The sequence below is a fragment of the Paraburkholderia sp. SECH4 genome, from assembly GCF_030511745.1.
GTDB lineage: Bacteria > Pseudomonadota > Gammaproteobacteria > Burkholderiales > Burkholderiaceae > Paraburkholderia > Paraburkholderia madseniana.
Genome location: NZ_JALOCP010000001.1, coordinates 280,108 through 298,195 on the forward strand (window position 1 = coordinate 280,108; position 18,088 = coordinate 298,195).

Annotated in this window: 13 protein-coding genes and 1 pseudogene; 5 read left to right on the top strand and 9 right to left on the bottom strand. The window is 60.3% G+C overall.

The annotated features are described in order from the left end of the window. Positions 1-100: 100 nt before the first annotated feature. The 3 genes from M0D67_RS01195 to M0D67_RS01205 all read right to left on the bottom strand — a co-directional run bounded on the left by M0D67_RS01195 (position 101) and on the right by M0D67_RS01205 (position 4,433). A complete protein-coding gene (locus M0D67_RS01195; protein ID WP_154561926.1) occupies positions 101-1,402 on the bottom strand; it encodes an MFS transporter in 1,302 nt (433 codons plus the stop codon). Positions 1,403-1,475: 73 nt separating this feature from the next. Beyond that, positions 1,476-2,783 carry an MFS transporter gene (locus tag M0D67_RS01200; protein WP_233464928.1) on the bottom strand — a complete coding sequence of 436 codons (1,308 nt, stop codon included), beginning with the start codon at positions 2,781-2,783 and terminating at the stop codon, positions 1,476-1,478. Between the two features lie 102 nt (positions 2,784-2,885). Further along, complete coding sequence (locus tag M0D67_RS01205; protein WP_171926012.1) at positions 2,886-4,433, bottom strand: UxaA family hydrolase; 1,548 nt, start codon at positions 4,431-4,433, stop codon at positions 2,886-2,888. A 237-nt stretch (positions 4,434-4,670) separates the two neighbouring features. Between M0D67_RS01205 and M0D67_RS01210 the strand changes: the two genes are divergently transcribed. The 3 genes from M0D67_RS01210 to M0D67_RS01220 all read left to right on the top strand — a co-directional run bounded on the left by M0D67_RS01210 (position 4,671) and on the right by M0D67_RS01220 (position 8,301). Then, positions 4,671-5,609: an SMP-30/gluconolactonase/LRE family protein gene (locus tag M0D67_RS01210; protein ID WP_154561922.1), complete on the top strand. Its 939-nt coding sequence runs from the start codon at positions 4,671-4,673 to the stop codon at positions 5,607-5,609. A gap of 86 nt (positions 5,610-5,695) precedes the next feature. Further along, positions 5,696-6,100: a heme-binding protein gene (locus M0D67_RS01215; RefSeq protein WP_154561920.1), complete on the top strand. Its 405-nt coding sequence runs from the start codon at positions 5,696-5,698 to the stop codon at positions 6,098-6,100. A gap of 32 nt (positions 6,101-6,132) precedes the next feature. Continuing rightward, complete coding sequence (locus M0D67_RS01220; RefSeq protein WP_266237190.1) at positions 6,133-8,301, top strand: malate synthase G; 2,169 nt, start codon at positions 6,133-6,135, stop codon at positions 8,299-8,301. Between the two features lie 34 nt (positions 8,302-8,335). Here M0D67_RS01220 and M0D67_RS01225 read toward each other — a convergent pair whose 3' ends face one another. Together M0D67_RS01225 and M0D67_RS01230 are read right to left on the bottom strand one after the other, a co-directional pair. After that, positions 8,336-9,325: a LacI family DNA-binding transcriptional regulator gene (locus M0D67_RS01225; RefSeq protein ID WP_154561916.1), complete on the bottom strand. Its 990-nt coding sequence runs from the start codon at positions 9,323-9,325 to the stop codon at positions 8,336-8,338. A gap of 334 nt (positions 9,326-9,659) precedes the next feature. Next, positions 9,660-10,586 carry a LysR family transcriptional regulator gene (locus M0D67_RS01230; RefSeq protein ID WP_154561914.1) on the bottom strand — a complete coding sequence of 309 codons (927 nt, stop codon included), beginning with the start codon at positions 10,584-10,586 and terminating at the stop codon, positions 9,660-9,662. Between the two features lie 335 nt (positions 10,587-10,921). Between M0D67_RS01230 and dkgB the strand changes: the two are divergent. Together dkgB and M0D67_RS01240 are read left to right on the top strand one after the other, a co-directional pair. Beyond that, positions 10,922-11,038: pseudogene (gene dkgB / locus M0D67_RS01235) on the top strand (2,5-didehydrogluconate reductase DkgB); the annotation flags it as partial. Between the two features lie 90 nt (positions 11,039-11,128). Next, positions 11,129-12,142 carry an aldo/keto reductase gene (locus M0D67_RS01240; RefSeq protein ID WP_154561912.1) on the top strand — a complete coding sequence of 338 codons (1,014 nt, stop codon included), beginning with the start codon at positions 11,129-11,131 and terminating at the stop codon, positions 12,140-12,142. Positions 12,143-12,749: 607 nt separating this feature from the next. On the opposite strand, the gene M0D67_RS01245 is transcribed toward M0D67_RS01240, so the two are convergent. The 4 genes from M0D67_RS01245 to M0D67_RS01265 form a co-directional block, all read right to left on the bottom strand. After that, complete coding sequence (locus M0D67_RS01245) at positions 12,750-13,490, bottom strand: OmpW family protein (protein WP_154561910.1); 741 nt, start codon at positions 13,488-13,490, stop codon at positions 12,750-12,752. Between the two features lie 522 nt (positions 13,491-14,012). Continuing rightward, on the bottom strand, positions 14,013-16,019 hold the full coding sequence (locus M0D67_RS01255) for an acyl-CoA synthetase (RefSeq protein ID WP_154561908.1): 2,007 nt from the start codon (positions 16,017-16,019) through the stop codon (positions 14,013-14,015). Then, on the bottom strand, positions 16,016-16,972 hold the full coding sequence (locus tag M0D67_RS01260; RefSeq protein ID WP_154561906.1) for a fumarylacetoacetate hydrolase family protein: 957 nt from the start codon (positions 16,970-16,972) through the stop codon (positions 16,016-16,018). The genes M0D67_RS01255 and M0D67_RS01260 overlap by 4 nt, the downstream gene beginning before the upstream one ends. A gap of 34 nt (positions 16,973-17,006) precedes the next feature. Beyond that, a complete protein-coding gene (locus M0D67_RS01265) occupies positions 17,007-18,077 on the bottom strand; it encodes a VOC family protein (RefSeq protein ID WP_154561904.1) in 1,071 nt (356 codons plus the stop codon). Positions 18,078-18,088 lie beyond the last annotated feature (11 nt).

Here is an 18,088-nt window from a genome sequence, read left to right on the forward strand (position 1 = left end):
ATCGACTCGAAAAAGATAACGATGCTCACGGGACCGATCGTGCGGCCGCGCGCACCGTCCCGCCTGCGCCGACCTGACGGCTTGCGTGGCAGGACGGAGCTTATGTGGCGGTCGTATGCGTCTCGGCTGTTTCGGCTGTCTCGCCTGCCGCGCGCCGGCCGATGACCAGCAGCATCGCCAGCACGCCGACCAGATCGACCGCCGCGCCGAGCATGAAGCCGCTGCTGTAACCGCCAAAGTACTGGACCGCAAAACCCATCATGGTCGGACCGACGATGCCCGAAATGTTGCTCATCAGGTGAACAAAGCCGCTTACGCCCCCGAGATGCCTGCCTGGCACTAGTTCGTGCATGGTGGCCCAGCACGCTTGCGACGAAGCCGTCAGGAACAGCACGGCGAACGCGACAAGCAGGACTGCGGGCATCACGGAATCGACCATGCTAACGCCCACCAGGGCGAGACCCGACAGCGCGAGCGGCACGATCGCCGAGACCTTGCGCGCCATCAGCTTGTTGCTCATGCGCTTGAAAAATGCGTCGGCGACCAGCCCGCCGCCGAAGTATCCGATTCCGCCGCATGCCCATGGCACCGCGCTCAGAAAGCTCATGTGCTTCATGTCGAGATGCAGCGCGTTGGTGAAATAGCTCGGCATCCACGAGATGAACACGAACAGCGTGTAGTTCACCGCGAACAGGCCGACGCCAAGCGCGAGCGTGCTCGGACGAAACAGGTAGCTGCGCAGCGGTGTGCTTTCGTCGCCGCCTTCTGCCGGGTGTGCCGCGCTGCGGCTCGCTTCGACCATCTCGCGTTCGGCCTCACCGACCCGCGTGCTTTGCGCCGGCTTGTCGGTCGCGAAGATACGCCAGGCGACGATCCACACCAGCCCGAACGCCGCGATGATCACAAACGACGTGCGCCAGCCGTAGGCAATGGCGATCAGCCCGACCACCGGTCCAGCAATCGCGCTGCCTACCGTCTGGCCCGAAAACGTAAAGCCGACCATGGTCGCGGTTTCATGCCGGGGAAACCAATTGGTGATGGTCCGGTTGGTCGTCGAATTCATCGGACCTTCGCCGAAGCCGAACAGCGCCCGTGAGATCAGCAGCGTGCCGAATCCAGTCGCGGCCGCAGTCAACCCGCAGAGAATGGACCACGCCCCCATCGCCCAGGAGAAGACCCGACGCGGTCCATACTTGTCGGCGAGTTGTCCGCCGACGAATGCGAAGATGGAATAGCCGAAGAAAAAACTGCTGAACACGACGCCGAGTTGCGACGGTGAAAGGTTCAGCTCCTTGTTGAGAACAGGCGCGACCACGCCGAGCGCCGCGCGGTCCATGTAATTGATCGCGCCCGCAATAAACAGCAGCAAGGCGACGACGTAGCGATACTTCCCAGTCTTCATGTTGTCTCTATTCCGTGTAATTAACGATACCGAACGTTGCTATCTGGCACTTCTTTCGAGTGCCATCAAGGTGCTACCTGTTGACAAGTCTGGCGGGAAGCTGCGTCAAGATGAGGCATGCGGAGACAATCAGCGACCCCGCAATCAGGAACAGGCTCGAATCGAGTGAGTGCGTGACCGTCTTTAGCCACCCCACAAGCGTGGGGCTTACGAAGCCTGCGAGATTGCCCGTCGAATTGATCAATGCGATGCCGGCGGCCGCACCGGTGCCGCCGAGAAAGGACGTGGGCAGTGCCCAGAACATGGGTAAAGCCGTAATCACGCCCGAAGCAGCAAGCGTCAGGCCAAGCAACGCAATATACGTATTGCTGCCCGCGTAGGCGCACATCACGAAACCTACAGCCGCCATGCATTGCGGCAACACGACGTGCCAGCGGCGTTCACGCGTGCGGTCCGCGTGGCGGCCGACCACAATCATCAGAATCAGGGCGGCAAGATAAGGCACGACAGTGAGCAGGCCGATGGTGAAGGCGTCCGTGATGCCCGAACTCTTTATGATGGTCGGCTGCCAGAAGCCAACGGCATAAGAGCCCATCACGATACCGAACAGAATCGCGCACAAGGTCCAGACTTTGAGCGACGTGAAGACCTCGCGCACGGAACCGTGGCTTTTGGTGCGTGCTTCCGCATCGATTTCCGATGCAATGAAGTCGCGATCCTCAACCGGCAGCCACTTTGCGTCCTTCACCCGGTCGTCGAGGAACCAGAAAATGACGGCTGCCAGGATCAGCGCGGGGACGGCTTCCAGAATGAACAGCCACTGCCAGCCGGCAAGCCCCGCGTTCCCCGCCAGGCGCTGCATGATGAAGCCCGATATCGGGCCGCCGACAATGCCCGCCACCGGATTGCCCGCCATCAGAAAAGCGATCATCTTGCCGCGCCGGTGCGATGGAAACCAGTAGGTGAGATACAGCACCAGTCCCGGGAAAAAGCCCGCTTCGGCCACACCCAGAAAGAAACGCAATACGTAGAACATCGTGGGCGTGGTGACCCACGCGGTCGCGGCCGAGAGCACGGCCCACGTAAGCATGATCCGGGCGATCCAGCGGCGCGCGCCGAGCCGGTGCAGCAGCAAGTTGCTCGGGACCTCGAAGAAGAAATACCCGATGAAAAAGATACCGGCGCCGAAGCCGTACATCGCCTCGCTGAAGTTCAGATCGCTGAGCATCTGGAGCTTGGCGAAGCCCACGTTGACCCGATCCAGATAGGCCACCACGTAGCAGACGAACAGCAAGGGCATGAAGCGCCAGGTCACTCGCGTGTAGATCGAGTTGCTTGCCGCGCTGTCAGGTATGTGTATTGCCGGGGTTTGGGTACTCAAGGGCTGTCTCCGCTAATTTTGTTCGACTAGCTACAGGGCGGCGGTTTTACTTATGGGTGTAAATGGCCGTTCGCCCTCGCGATGCGCTGCGCCACTGCGGACTCAACTCATGATGCCGATCTGCCATGGCACGAATTCGTGATCACCCAGCCCGAGCATTTCGCTTTTTGTGCGCTCGCCCGACGCGGCCGCAAGAATCGCGTCGAAGATTCTCTGGCCCGTACTCTGGACCGACGCAATGCCATCCAGGATTCCGCCGCAGTTCAGATCCATGTCTTCAGTCAGACGGGTGTACATCGGCGTGTTGGTGGCGAGCTTCAGCGATGGCACGGGCTTGGCGCCGAACATCGAACCGCGCCCTGTGGTGAAGGCAATAAGATTTGCGCCGCCTGCAATCTGACCCGTCGCGGAGACGGGGTCGAAGCCGGGCGTGTCCATGAAAACGAGTCCAGGTTGCTTCACCCGCTCGGCGTATCGATACACTTCCATCAGCGGGCCGGTGCCGCCTTTCATCGATGATCCAATCGACTTTTCGAAGATGTTCGCCAGTCCGCCCACCTGATTGCCAGGGCTGACCTGGCCATTGATCTGAACGTCTCGACCGACCGAATACTCGTCTTTCCACCAGCGGATCCGCTCAACGAGCTTCTCGCCGACTTCGCGGCTGACCGCACGCCGCGTGAGCGTATGTTCCACGCCGTAGATCTCGGGTGTTTCGGAGAGGATGGCCGTGCCGCCATGACGGACCAGCAAGTCCATCGCCGCGCCAAGCGAAGGATTGGCGGTGATCGACGAAAAGCCGTCCGAGCCACCGCATTGCAGACCGATCTTCAGGTGGCTTGCGGAAACCGTCGTGCGCTTCGCGCGATTGGCATCGGGTAACAGCGCCTTTACCGCAGCCACGCCGGCCTCGATGGTCCGGCGGGTGCCGCCGCTCTCCTGCATGATGAACGTGTGCAGTCGCGAACCAGCCTCCAGACCTTCCTGATCCATCAGTCCGGCCAGTTGATTGCGCTCGCATCCCAGCCCGACAATCAGCGCTGCGGCGAGATTGGGATGGCGCGCGTAACCCGCCATCGTTCGGCGCAGCAGCGCCATCGGCTCGCCGCTCATCTCCATACCGCAACCGATCGAATGCGTGAACGCAACCACGCCATCTACATTGGGGTAGTCGGCCAGCCGTTCGGGCGTGAACCATTCGGCGATCCTGTGTGCGACCGTGGCCGAACAATTGACTGTCGACAACACGCCGATGTAGTTGCGCGTGGCAACCTCGCCGTTATCGCGCACGATGCCCTGGAACGTGGCGCGCTCGGCTTCGGGCACCATCTCGACGGGCCGATAATCCGCGCCAAATGCGTAGTCGCGGTCGAACTCGCGGAACTCGACGTTATGGCTATGGACCATCGTGCCTGGCGCAATATCCGTCGCGGCGAAACCGATCACCACGTTGTATTTGCGAACCGGCTCGCCTTTTTTGATGGGCGTCGCCGCGATCTTATAGCCTGCGGCCACCTGGCTGCGGCAAACAAAATCTTCGGCTGGAACCGGCGTACCGATCGCGACGTCGATGCGCGCAATCACCACATTGTCAGCGGGATGCAACCGGATCACTGGCCCGGTTGCGCTCTTGCTCGTCACCTCAGTCATCAGGCATTGCCCTTCTAAAAATTTTGCGCCGGGCGGTTAAAAAAAAGAGGGCGAGAGTAATCGCTTTCTTACATAACCACTACGGCCGATGCGCCGCTGCTTGAAACTCAACAATTTCAAGCATCTTATGGCACTTCATTTCCAAATTCAAGAGAAAGCGCTTACTCGATTTCCTTTATACTACCGGTCGCGCCTCCGCATAGGCGGAAATGCCGGGCACCCGAACAGGAGACTGAGATGTGGCAACAAGCTGAGCGATACCCCGACCCCCGGGTGATTTCGCTAGACCCTTCCTTCGATAAATACCGCGTGGCCTTTTCGGCTGTCGAACGGCTGGCTACCGGCTACCGGTGGACCGAAGGTCCGGTATGGTTCGGCGATGGACGCTACCTGCTCTGGAGCGACATTCCGAACAACCAGATGCTGAAATGGGAGGAGGAAACGGGCGTGGTCAGCGTGTTCCGGAAACCTTCCAACTACGCGAACGGCAACACCCGCGACAGGCAGGGGCGACTCGTTACGTGCGAGCACGGCCGCCGCGTCACACGCACCGAGTACGACGGCAGCATCACCGTCCTTCTCGATTCCTTTGAAGGCAAGCCGCTCAACTCCCCCAACGATCTGGTGGTGAAATCGGACGGCTCGATCTGGTTCACTGATCCGCCGATGGGCATTTCTGGGCACTACGAAGGAATCAAGGCGGAGCAGGAACTCCCGCACTCCGTATATCGGATCGATGGCGTGACAGGTATTGCGTCCGTAGTCACGCGCGACTTGAAAGGGCCGAACGGCCTGTGCTTTTCACCCGACGAGAAGCTGCTCTACATCATCGAATCGCGCGGTGTTCCCAACCGGATGATTCACGTTTATGAAATGGACGCGGACGGTCGCGGCATCGGTAAAGGCCGGATGTTCTACGACGCGGGAGTCGGCACAATCGACGGAATGCGCGCGGACATCGACGGTAATTTGTGGTGCGGCTGGGGCATGGGCAATGACGAACTCGATGGCGTCATGGTCATTTCGCCACAAGGAAAGATGATTGGCCGGATCGCCCTGCCCGAGCGCTGCGCGAATTTGTGTTTTGGCGGACGCGCACGTAACCGGCTGTTCATGGCGTCGTCGCAGTCCATTTATGCAGTGCACGTCAACACGCAGGGCGCGCTGGGTGGATAACCCGGTCCGCCGCGAAACGTATCCCGGCCACCGGCATGCGCCGGTGGCGACACTTCACTTCGAAACACAGACTTGATAACCCTGACATGCAAAGCAAACCCGTATTGACCGTTGTAGAAGCTACCCGAATCCTCGAAGCTGCGCGCGCGGAAGCAGAGAAAAACCAGTGGGCAGTCACCATCGCGGTCGTGGATGACGGAGGCCATCTGCTGGCCCTGCTCCGCCTCGACGGCTGTGCGCCGATAGGCGCTTACATCGCGACCGAAAAGGCCCGTACGTCAGCGCTCGGCCGACGTGAATCGAAGCAGTACGAAGACATGATCAACGGCGGTCGAACCGCATTCCTGAGCGCACCGCTGGCCGGTACCCTGGAAGGCGGTGTCCCCGTCATGGTCGACGGGCACGTTGTGGGCGCAGTCGGCGTGTCCGGTGTCAAGCCGGATCAGGATTCGCAAGTGGCCCGAACCGCAGCAAACAGCCTCAACGGCTGATTGATTGATACTTGAAACTGTTGGAGCACATGATGGGTGAAATGATCGAGCGCAACGGGCTGCGTGTTGCGGCTGTTCTGAGCAAATTTGTAGACGACGAGGCGTTGAGCGGGACTGGCATCGACAGCGAAGCCTTCTGGAAAGGCTTCGCTGCCCTCGTCCACGACCTCGCCCCGAAGAACCGCGCGCTGCTCGCAGAACGCGATCGTCTGCAGACGGAGCTGGACCAGTGGCACCGCGCAAATCCGGGGCCGGTGCGCGATCTGAAGGCATACCGCGCATTTCTCGAGGGCATCGGCTATATCGTGCCGGCGAGCGCAGCCGTTAAGGCGACCACCGAGAACGTCGACACCGAAATCGCCGGGCAAGCCGGCCCGCAACTCGTCGTGCCGCTCTCGAACCAGCGCTACGCGCTCAACGCCGCGAATGCGCGCTGGGGCAGCCTGTACGACGCGCTTTACGGCACCGACGCTATCCCCGAAACCGACGGCGCGGAGCGCACCGCTTACTTCAACCCGGTCCGCGGTGAGCGCGTGATCGCGCGCGCCCGCGCATTCCTCGATGAAGCGGCGCCGCTCGCCAACGGCTCGCACGTCGACGCCATCGCGTACCGCGTGGAATGCGCCAAGCTCGCCGTCACGCTCAAGAACGGCTCGTCGGCATTGAAGGTTCCCGCACAGTTCATTGGCTATCAGGGCGACGCAGGCTCCCCTTCCGCCGTCCTGCTCAAGCATCACGGCCTGCACTTCGAGATCCAGATCGACGCAACGGACGCCATCGGCAAGACCGACGCGGCGCGCGTGAAAGACGTGCTGATGGAAGCGGCTGTCTCGACGATTATCGATTGCGAAGACTCGGTTGCCGCCGTCGACGCCGCCGACAAGGTCCAGCTTTACCGCAACTGGACCGGCCTTGCGAAAGGCGATCTGACCGAGCAGGTCACGAAGAACGGGAAGACCTTCACGCGCCGCCTGAACGCCGATCGCAAATACACCGCGCCCGATGGCTCGACCGTGAAACTGCATGGCCGCTCGTTGCTGTTCATCCGCAATGTCGGGCATTTGATGACGAATCCGGCGATCGTCGATCACGACGGTCGCGAGATTCCCGAAGGCATTCTGGATGCCGTGATGACATCGCTGGGCGCGATGCACGACCTGCAAAACAAGCTCAATTCGCGGACCGGATCGATTTACATCGTCAAGCCGAAGATGCACGGCCCGGCCGAAGTCGCGTTCTCCAATGAGCTGTTCGGCCGCGTCGAAGATCTGCTGGGGCTGCCGCGCCATACCATCAAGATGGGCATCATGGACGAGGAGCGCCGCACGAGCGTCAACTTGCAGGCGTGCATTGCGGTGGCATCGGCGCGCGTGGCGTTCATCAATACGGGCTTCCTGGATCGCACCGGCGATGAGATGCACAGCGCAATGGAAGCCGGTCCGATGATGCGCAAGGGCGACATGAAATCGTCGGCGTGGATCGCCGCTTACGAGCGTAATAACGTGCTGGCCGGCTTAAGCTCGGGATTGCGCGGACGCGCGCAGATCGGCAAGGGCATGTGGGCAATGCCCGACCTGATGCACGCAATGCTTGAACAGAAAATCGCGCATCCGAAGGCGGGCGCGAACACGGCTTGGGTGCCGTCGCCGACTGCCGCGACGCTGCACGCGCTGCACTACCATCAAGTTGACGTTCAGGCCGTGCAGCAAGAGTTGGAAAGGACCGGCTACGACAGCGTACGCGATGAACTGCTCGATGGCCTGCTGACGATTCCTGTCGTCGAAAAGGCGCAGTGGTCGGATGAGGAAATCCGCGAGGAAATCGAGAACAACGCGCAAGGGATTCTGGGTTACGTGGTTCGCTGGATCGATCAGGGCGTCGGATGTTCGAAGGTGCCGGATATTCACGATATCGGTTTGATGGAAGACCGCGCGACGCTGCGCATTTCGAGCCAGCACATTGCAAACTGGCTGCGTCACGGGGTGGTGTCGGAAGCGCTGGTGAACGAAACGTTCAAGCGCATGGCGAAGGTGGTGGATGCGCAGAACGCCGACGACCCGCAGTACCAGCCCATGAGCGGTCACCTGGATACATCGCTCGCGTTCAAGGCGGCGAAGGCGCTGGTTTTTGAAGGACGGTCGCAGCCCAGCGGGTATACGGAGCCATTGCTGCACAAGTTCCGACTTGGCGCGAAGTGGTAGGCGCAAATCGCAGTCGAAACCGTGGGCCGCCGACCTAGGTGCTGCGAGGACGCGCCGTCGTACCACGCACAATCAGGTCGGTCGGCACGATGTACTGCGAACTGACGGGCCGTCCTTCGATCCGGGCGAGCAGATACTCGGCGCTGCGCGCGCCGATTTCATCGGCGGCAAGCCGCATGGTCGTCAGCGGCGGCGACGTGAAGCTGGAAAACTCGATGTCGTTGATGCCCGCGATCGACAGGTCGCCCGGCACGTCGATACCCGACTCGCGCGCCTCGGCCAGCGCGCCGATTGCAAGCAGATCGGTGCCGCAGATTACGGCCGTTGGACGCTCGGGACCGTTCATCAGCGCCTTCATCGCCATCTGGCCTTCAATGATCCTATGTGGCATCTCGATCAGATGCTCGTGGCGCAACTGCAGCCCGCGCGACTGCAGCGCCGCGCGCACGCCGATGATGCGATCAGCCGCGCGATCGCTGTGCTGCGTCATCTGGGTAATCATGCCGAAGCGCACGTGCCCGAGTTCGAGCAGATACTCGGCAAGGCGCCGGCCCACTGCGACATTGTCGAACCCGACATAGGGGTGATCGTGATCGACGGTCCAGCCGTTGACGAGCGGAATCTGCTCCTTCTCGATCAGTTCATAAAGCGCGGGCGAGTGGTTACGGCCCACAAGCATCAGACCGGCAATGCCGTCCGCGATAAGCGCGCGCACCTGCTTCAGCTCGTCCTCCTGGTCGTAGTACGAACAGCCAAGCAGCAACGTATAGCCGGCTTCTCCGATGCGCTTTTGCAGCGCGAACACACCAATCGCGAAGTTCTGGTTTTCCAGCGACGGAATCACCGCGCCGATCGTCTTCGAGCGCTGCGACGCCAGCGCGCGTGCCGCCGCGTGCGGCGTGTAGCCGAGGGTCTGCGCGATCTCACGCACGCGGTTCTGCAGTTCGGCCGCTACCGTCGCGTTGCCGTTCAACACGCGCGAAACGGTCGCAGTCGATACGCCCGCTGCGCGTGCCACGTCCATCACGGAAATTGCATTCGATTTGCGACGCGGCGCTCTTTTCTTTGTTTCTGTGGTCAACTTGCACCCTGCCCGATGTCGAGGCGCACCATCGCGCCTTCCCTGTGCCGCATACTATAACGCGGAGCATCGGGAAATGGCGGCCGCCGGGTGCGCACCTGCTCCTGGTCGATCCTCTCCGTGTTTCCGTCGAACGACACGAGACACCCGCAGTCACCGTGAAAGAGCGCCTCGCGCAGATCTTCTGTCTGCCCTGTCGCCATAATCTGCGCGACTTCTCCTTCGACGCGTTTCTCACCGCCGCCCAGTCTGGCGACAATCGCGTCTCAGGCGTCCATCACTGATCCGCCCACGCTGCTGCCCGCCGCGCCGGCGTTCCGCTGCCGAGCGCCTCGATCAGATAATCGACGAACGACGCGATCCGCGATGAGATCGCCGTATTCCGGTAATAGACGGCATGAATCGGCTGCCGCACGTCCTGCGTGTGACGTGTAAGGATCTGCATGAGCCGCCCCGCTTCACGGTCCTGCGTGGTCATGAAATCCGACAGGCAGACGATCCCGTTGCCTTCGAGCGCGAGTTGCCTCAGCGTCTCTCCGCTCGACGACCAGACCGTGGGCTCGATATGGTACGGTTCACCATCGGCGCCGAGCAGCGGCCAGACATTCAGCGATTCCGGCTGGTTGAAGCCGAGCAGTGCGTGCTTGCCGAGATCTTCGATCTTGCGCGGCTGGCCGTTCACCTCGAGATAGTTCGGACTCGCGAGAATGCGCAGCCTGCTGTTGCCGACGAGCCGGCTATGCAGCGTCGAATCCTTCAGCCGTCCGATCCGGATCGCGACGTCGGTGCGCCGCTCGAGCAGATCGATCACGCCCTCGTTGCTGTTGAGTTCCAGCTCCACCTCAGGATAACGCTCGCGGTATCCCTGCACGAGCGGGACAATCACATGCAGCATGAACGGCGACGCCGCGTCGACCCGCAACCGCCCCGACGGTTTCTCGCGCCGCGCCACCATCTGTTCCTCGGCACTTTCCACCGACTCGATGATCGCCCGTGCGTCCTGCAGGAACGCCCGCCCCTCCTCGGTCAATTCGAGCCGGCGCGTGGTCCGGCGCAACAGCGTCGTCTTCAGCTTCTCCTCGAGCCGGCCGAGTGTACGGCTCGCGGCCGACACAGTCAGGTCAAGCTGCTGCGCGGCGGCCGTGATCGACCCGGTGTCGACCACGGCCGCGAAGGTTTGCAATTCGTCCAGCGTGATTTTCATTGTTGATTTCAAATCAAAACAATTTCGTTTATAACCTGGTTTTTCCGCAAAAGTAAAGAGCGCACACTGCGCCAACCGCTCGCTCGATGGCCCCCTGATCAGTTTCCTGTTGCTGCTGATCGCCGCGGCAGGCGTCGCGTTCGTCGTGCTGCAGGTCGCCCGTCAGCGCCGCATGCAGGTAGACGCAAATGCATAGCACAGGCTACCGGAACGCATTCCAATATTTGATTTGAAATCAAATATGTTTGACGGATACAACCGTTTTTCGCATGGATGAAAAACGGCAGAATCCCATCGTCGATTGAGCAGTTCGCATCCAACAACTGGAGAACATCATGAGCACGATTCCCGCATTTGGCCTTGGGACATTCCGCCTGCAAGGTCAGGTCGTCATCGATTCGGTCCGCAACGGCCTTGAACTCGGCTACCGCGCGATCGACACCGCGCAGATCGCGGCGCTCGAGCGCAATGGCCGCGAAGTCAATCCGGACGGCCTCGCGCCGACCTGGGATTGAGATTTTTACGATCGTTCAAGGCTACCTATGCGAATCACTATTCCATCCCGTATCGGATTCGGCACTGCGCCGCTTGGTAACATGTACCGCGCGATTCCCGACGACGAAGCGCTCGCCACCGTCGACGCGGTGTGGCAAAGCGGTATCCGTTACTTCGACGCCGCGCCGCTCTACGGCGCGGGTCTTGCTGAACTGAGGCTCGGCGAAGCGCTCGCGGCCCATCCAAGAGACCAATATGTGCTCGGCACAAAGGTTGGCCGCCTCATTCTCGACGAACACGAATCAACCGCAGAGCGCGATCTAGGTGAGAAAGGCGGATTGTTCGAGTATGGACTCCCTAACAAGATCGTCTACGACTACACGGAAGAAGGTACTTTGCGTTCGATCGAAGCAAGCCTGAAGCGGCTGCGCACCGACCGGCTCGATTACGTGTGGATTCACGATCCCGCTGTCGATTTTCATGGCGACAACTGGCGCGCGGTATTCGAGGAAGCGATGTCCGGCGCCGCAAAAGCGCTGACACGCCTCCGTGACGAAGGCGCCATCAAAGGATGGGGGCTCGGTGTGAATCGAGTGGAGCCGTGTGAACTCGCATTGGAGCGCGCCGATCCGGACGGTTTCCTGATCGCGGGCAGATATACGCTACTGGACCATGAAGCGGCGCTGCGCAAGCTATTACCCGCCTGCGAGACACGCAACCTCGGCATCGTCGTCGGCGGCCCGTACAATTCCGGCTTGCTGGCGGGTGGCACTCACTTCGAATATCAGTTGGCGCCACAAGCGATGATCGATCGTGTAGCGCGCATTAAAGAGGTATGCGCCCGATTCGGTGTGGACATTCGCGCGGCAGCGTTGCAGTTCTCACTTGCCCATCCGGCGGTCGCCGGCATCATCCCCGGCGCCAGCCGTCCGTCTCGCATCGTCGAAAATCAAACACTGATAACCGCTCCCATTCCCGCAGCATTTTGGCAGCAGTTGAAGTCCGCGAATTTGATTGCCGCGCATGCGCCGACGCCCGATGAGGTTGCCCCCGCTCTCTGATCATACGAATGAAGAACGGTCGCTACGGTGTGGCCGTTCCGTTCGCAGCCAGCCTGACATCTCTGCCGTTCGTCCGAGCAGCCGCCCTGACTGGCAGCCATAGTGGGGGCACCGCACCACGATTTTATGAAATCCTGGCAGAGCCTGCAGAAGCCATAATCTCAACTCCGGCTACGCCTTCGTCCGGAAAGCATGGCAGCACGTGCTGCAACCGCGTGGGCCCAACGCAGTGGCCAGCCCCAGCTCGTACTTCATCGGGTGGACAGAAAGCTGAACATCCCTGCTCCTTCTCGTGATTACAAGCTCTTCGTTCCGTGCGCTGCCGGATGGCACCCGGTCATGATCTACCCCGCATGAACTCCCGCACCAGCCGGGAACGGCATGCAAACCTGCCGGCAAACTTCGGATCGTTATCAACGGTGATAGAAGCAGGCAATCCACGAATCTCACTCAAGCGCTGCAATAGGCGAGACACCTGAAATCACGGTCGAGCTTTCTGAAAAATAGAGTCTACCGGGCGCAAGTACGCAGCAGAAAACATTTTGCTTGCCTCTGTCCCTGAAGAGCGTTCAAACCCCTCGATTGGCGCATCGACGATCTGTACGCGCTAGAACGTATAGGCGACGTTCAGGAAGACGTTAAGCGGATTGAGCCGGAGCGTGGATTTGGAAACGATCTGCGTTCCCGTTGCGGTCTGCCCGTATAACGTAAGGTGGGTTTTCACCGGGACGTAGCCAAGAGAGGTTCCGACCGACCAGTGTTTTGTAATCGCGTAATTTGCCCCGACCTCGAATACAGGATTCCACGATGAACTGAGTGTCGCACGTGCCGAGCCGCCTGGACCAAGGCTATCAGTGACAAACTGGCTATTGGTTGTCCGAACCTGGGTGAACCACGTATAGTTCACGCCGAGCCCTATGAACGGACGGAATTTCGATTCGGCTGAAAACAGGTGGTATCGAAGTTCGATGGCGGGCGGCATGGGCCTTGTTGTGCCGAGCTTGCCATACTTCTGCAGCGTCCCGTCGCCAATCAGATTCACCTTCATTGGTAGTCCAAAAAGCAAGGCGACACCCATGTTGTCCGTGACGTAGTACTCAGTGGTAATTCCCACCGTATCGGTTGAGCTCGCATGCGCTCCGCTACCAGATAGCTGCTGATTCACTGCTACCCCGCCAATGCTTTCCACGGTTAGTGGCGTTGCGTCACCCTGCGGCGCAATGTGAAGCCATCCTGTCGACAGCGTTATGCTTCCGGCCGACTGCGCATCGGCATTGTCGATAAGCCCAGCCGAGCAGATGCAAGCCGCCATACCGACCGAACTGATCGCGCGTTTGTAATTCCTCATGCCTCTTCTCCTGTCTCTTTGTCTGGAAATTTTTGTGAATCAGCGTATTTCTGTTCGAATTGCTAAATTGATTGTTGTCCGCCTTTCGCATAGCTACACCCCCGCCTACTCCCATCGCCCTGCACTCTAGTAAGAGTGCATTGCCAGGCGTTCCGTCTCGGGCGGGAACACGCACCACGTACCGTCGCGGTGCCGGAAGAAAAAAAATCCAAGCGGGCCTGTCGGTAGCAGTAGCTCGATACGCACGCACGGTTTCTGATTCGAGCGCGCGCGGCTGAATCGGGTAACCCGAACCGGCGTCGAGAAAGTCGGCCCGAGCCATTTTTCAACCTGCGAACGCAAAGACCTTTCCGATGCAATACTCATCCTCTTTCCCTTCCAAACGAATAGGTATACTAAATTTAATACACTGACAGACATTTCAACGTGGCATCGCGCCGGGTACTTCCGATCAACCTCTAATCCGGTCGCACGACCGAACACGTCCCTTTGAGGTCGTGGCTCGTGTCACGTTGGCCTGCCCTACGCATCTGTTGCTGCCGGGTCCGTCCCCGTCGGTTGCTCCGCCCGTGCTGGCCTCGCGGCGGCCGAGATCGAAAATGCGAACGGAAAGCGTCCGAGCGCGGAAGTCGCCAATGCTTCGAACGCGGGGTCGCCAAGTTCGACGTGAAGTGAAATTCCACGCGAGATGTCATCAATGAGGCTAACGGTTGCATCCTCGACGCCAGCCTCTACGAGGGCCGACTCCAGGGCGTCTGCCATTTCGCGGCGTTTTAGCGCGGGCTTGAAGATCTTGCCGACGCCCGTCAGCGGCATCGCATCCACGATCCGTATCCCCTTTGGCAACGCGGCGCGTTCGTTGATCTCGTGACGCAGAAACTCGGCCAATTCCGCTTCCGTTGCCGTTGTGCCCGGCTTTAGCTGGACATAGGCAACCGGCAACTCGCCCGCGTGCATATCGGGACGGCCTACGGCTGCCGCGATCTGGACTGCGGGATGGCGATGCAGTGGTTCTTCGATTGCCGCAGGGTCGATGTTGTGTCCGCCCCGGATAATCAACTCCTTCTGCCGGCCGGTGAGCCAGAAGTAACCGTCGGGGTCGCACCGTCCGAGATCTCCGGTATTGAGCCAGCGGCCGCCGTCACCACTTTCCATCCAGATGCCACTATTCTGCTCCGGCCGGGTATAGCCAACGAACACGTTTGGCCCGGAGATAACCAGCTGGCCGACCTCATCCGCAACGCAATCTCGTACATACCGGCCGGTTTCATCGACCACCACTGCTTTCATTGCCTGACCGGGCAGACGAAGACCAATCGAACCGACCCTGCGCTCGCCAAGCGGAGGGTTCACGCTGCTAACGCAGGTACCTTCCGTGAGGCCGTAGCCCTCAAGGATTCTTATTCCTGTACGATCCTGGAAAGTGCGAAGTAATTCCACCGGCATGGGGGCGGCGCCACACAGTCCATACTCGAGCGAGCTGATATCGTGCTCGCCAACTGGAACGTCCAGCAGCGATCCGTAGAGTGTCGGGACAGCGCTGAAGAAGTTGATGCGGTAATGCTCGACAATTTCCCAGAAACGCTTTACAACGCCTTCGCCCCGATAGCCTTGCGGTGTGCCGAGCACGACGTGGGCACCACGCGAGAACGCCAGCAGACCTGTCACCATCACGGCGTTCACGTGGAAAAGCGGCAGTCCGCAAAAAATCGCTTTTCCCGGACCAATGCTTTCGCCGAAGAATTGACCCGCGTTCCACGCATTGGCCACTTCGTTGCCGTGCCGTCGAACCGCAATCTTCGGCAGCCCGGTGGTACCGCCCGTGCAAAAGAACGACGACACATCATCCATGCTCAGTCGACGCGTGCTGCTGAGCGCCACCCCGGACTCCCCCGCGATGGCGGTGCTGAAATCGTGGATGCCGACATGCGCAGGAACGGCACCGTGAACGCCGCCAGGCCCATGCAGTTTCGAAGACTCGCCACGTTGAAGCATCCGGGCCGCAAATCCCTTTTCACCCGGCATGCGGTCGGCCGGATTCACGAGCACCAGATGCTGAAGGGAAGGCACCTTGCGCAACACCGCTTGCACCTTTTGCCAGAGGTCAGTTCCGGGCAACGGTGCCAGGGTCACGAGCACGCTCGCACCTGAGGCGTTCAGCAGTTCGCCGATGGCTTCGCCCTCAAGCAGCGGATTGATCGCGCAGACAATCCCGGCGGCTTCCCCGCCCCAGATCACCAAGTGCGTTTCAGGGAGGTTGGGCAGAACGTATGCGACAACCGAGTCGCGGTGTACTCCAAGGCGCGCAAACATGTTTGCGGTTCGCGTGACATCGCGCACGAGTTCACCATACGTCCAGCACTCAGCGTTCCGGTGGTCGTCGGCCGTTGCAAAGAACGAAAGTGCGGGTGCCACTGGATTGATGGCGGCGCCCCGGCAGATCATCTCGTAGGTACTCGACGGAAGATCCGCCAGTTGCCCCTGCGTTTCAATGGCAAGGACATCGTGTACGTTTGCGACGCCTTTCATGCCGCCTGTTCCATAACGACGTTGTGCTGTACGCCCAGATCGATCGAGCGGTCATGGCTGGCGATATGCGCCTCCACGACGTCACCCACGCGCAGATACTGAGGCCTTTCCTCCTGCATCTTCAGGAAAAGCCGCCACTTTTCCGCCTCAGGCAGTTGCGCCGCGGCGCGCTGCTTTTCGGGTGACGGAATAGTCAGCGCACAACCGGAGGGCGTGCCGGTCGCGAGCAGGTCCCCGGCGCGCAGGTCGTGTAGGGCGGAAAGCTCCGTCAAGGTCTCCGCCGGGCCGTAGACGAGGCCCGCCGTGGAGTCATTCTGGCGGACAGTTCCGTTTACCGTCAGCGTCAGCACGAGCTCCTTCAGCTTTGGAATATCCTGTTTCTCCAGGAGGCAAAGGTAAGGGCCGACAGGGCCAAAAGTGCGATAGCTCTTGCCCTTGTAGAACTGCATCTGTGGAATCTGGATATCGCGCGCGGAATAGTCGTTGACGATCACGGCGCCCGCGATGTAGTCATGCAGGTTCCCGTCAGTGACAGTTTCGCGCGACGTAATGTCGCGTTTGAGGACAAGACCGAGTTCGATCTCGTAGTCGAGGAACTGCACCTCGTTTGGCTTAACCACGGGCGAGTCGGCCGGAACGATGCAGCTTGTTGCCTTCGTGAAGATCATATTGAATTTCTTCACATCCGGGTCCATGCCGGACTCGATCATATGCTGGCGATAATTCGCGCCCTGGCAAATGAACTGCTGATTGGCGGTCACGGGCGACAACCATTGCACTTCCGATTCGGGAATCGTCGGACCGCTCAGCACGAACAGCCGTTCGACCGGATTGGCCTCGATAAACTCGGCGGTCGTCTTGAACTCGCCGGGAATCGGCGTGATAGTGCCATTAGCGACCACACCCCACTGGGCGCGGCCATGGTGCAGGTAATGCAGAACGTGAAGTGCCATTTATCGATCTCCGGATTCTATGGAAGGGGTTGGTTCAAGCGAAAAGCTTTGCCAGCATCCGCAGCTTGCTCAGAGTCAGGTCGGGGCTGCGGCGCAGGTTCCTGAAGAGCGCCACGATGCTCGAAAGCGTGAATCTGGGTTTTGTGAAACTGCGCGGCATTGTCGGTCCCCATTGCGCCATCGCCTCACGGCTCACGGCATGAACACCGGTCGGCGCATCGGCCGTAAAGAGATCGCCGTCGCAATAGTGCTCATGCTTGTCGCCCCACGGGTCCTGCCAGTAGTCGAAGATCTGGCTGCCCAGGATATGACGGCCAATTCCCCAAGCGTGCGTCCAGCCCTTCTCGCGCAGGACGCGCTGGCCCATGCCGACCGCGTCGGCATCCACGACTTCGTAGGCACTATGGCTGTAGATGGGCACGAAGCCTTGTGCAAGCGCGAGCGTATGGTGATCGGCCGGCTTGTCGCCGAGATCGAGCCGCATGAACGCGACGACCGGCGAGCCATCGGGAAGTACCTGCACATCGCTCGGGATGAATCCAAAATGCCGCGTATACCATGCGCAGGTTTCCTGGTAGTCGGCGAGTTCGAGCACGACATGTCCGAGCCGGATAACTTCGGGCGCGCACTCGGGCGGTCGCTGCGTCCCGTTAATTCGGACGGCCGCATCCACGGAGTTGAACGGCAATGGCGGCCGATGGGATAGCGTCGAAGCTGGCGCCTGGCCCCATATTGCATCGACGCGAAAGCCAGAAGGATCTGTCAGTCGTACTGTATAGCCGCCGCCTGGCAACTGCGACCGTTCGACCTCAGAGGCGCCGGGCACTTTTGCAAGCGCATCAAGATCGGCCATGTTGTCGACCTGTAGCCCGAAGCCGACGAACATGGATTTCGGCGCCTTTCGGACGACGTAGCAGAAATGCGAAGCACCCGTTCCCCGCAGCAGGACGAGCGCATCAGTGCGCGATACCGTTCGGAGCCCGAAGTCATTGAGAAATTGCTCGGCTTTCTCGAGATCTGGCCGGTCGAATATCAGATAGGCCAATGCCGACGCTTTCGTCGTGGGATCGGGGTGACGGGACGGCTGTACAGTAGTCAGTTTCATGGCAGAACGGA

Coding starts and splice junctions, on each gene's coding strand:
- M0D67_RS01195 (WP_154561926.1), bottom strand. CDS start 1,402: ATGAAGACTGGGAAGTATCGCTACGTCGTCGCCTTGCTGCTGTTTATT.
- M0D67_RS01205 (WP_171926012.1), bottom strand. CDS start 4,433: ATGACTGAGGTGACGAGCAAGAGCGCAACCGGGCCAGTGATCCGGTTG.
- M0D67_RS01210 (WP_154561922.1), top strand. CDS start 4,671: ATGTGGCAACAAGCTGAGCGATACCCCGACCCCCGGGTGATTTCGCTA.
- M0D67_RS01215 (WP_154561920.1), top strand. CDS start 5,696: ATGCAAAGCAAACCCGTATTGACCGTTGTAGAAGCTACCCGAATCCTC.
- M0D67_RS01220 (WP_266237190.1), top strand. CDS start 6,133: ATGGGTGAAATGATCGAGCGCAACGGGCTGCGTGTTGCGGCTGTTCTG.
- M0D67_RS01225 (WP_154561916.1), bottom strand. CDS start 9,325: ATGGACGTGGCACGCGCAGCGGGCGTATCGACTGCGACCGTTTCGCGC.
- M0D67_RS01230 (WP_154561914.1), bottom strand. CDS start 10,586: ATGAAAATCACGCTGGACGAATTGCAAACCTTCGCGGCCGTGGTCGAC.
- M0D67_RS01240 (WP_154561912.1), top strand. CDS start 11,129: ATGCGAATCACTATTCCATCCCGTATCGGATTCGGCACTGCGCCGCTT.
- M0D67_RS01245 (WP_154561910.1), bottom strand. CDS start 13,490: ATGAGGAATTACAAACGCGCGATCAGTTCGGTCGGTATGGCGGCTTGC.
- M0D67_RS01255 (WP_154561908.1), bottom strand. CDS start 16,019: ATGAAAGGCGTCGCAAACGTACACGATGTCCTTGCCATTGAAACGCAG.
- M0D67_RS01260 (WP_154561906.1), bottom strand. CDS start 16,972: ATGGCACTTCACGTTCTGCATTACCTGCACCATGGCCGCGCCCAGTGG.
- M0D67_RS01265 (WP_154561904.1), bottom strand. CDS start 18,077: ATGAAACTGACTACTGTACAGCCGTCCCGTCACCCCGATCCCACGACG.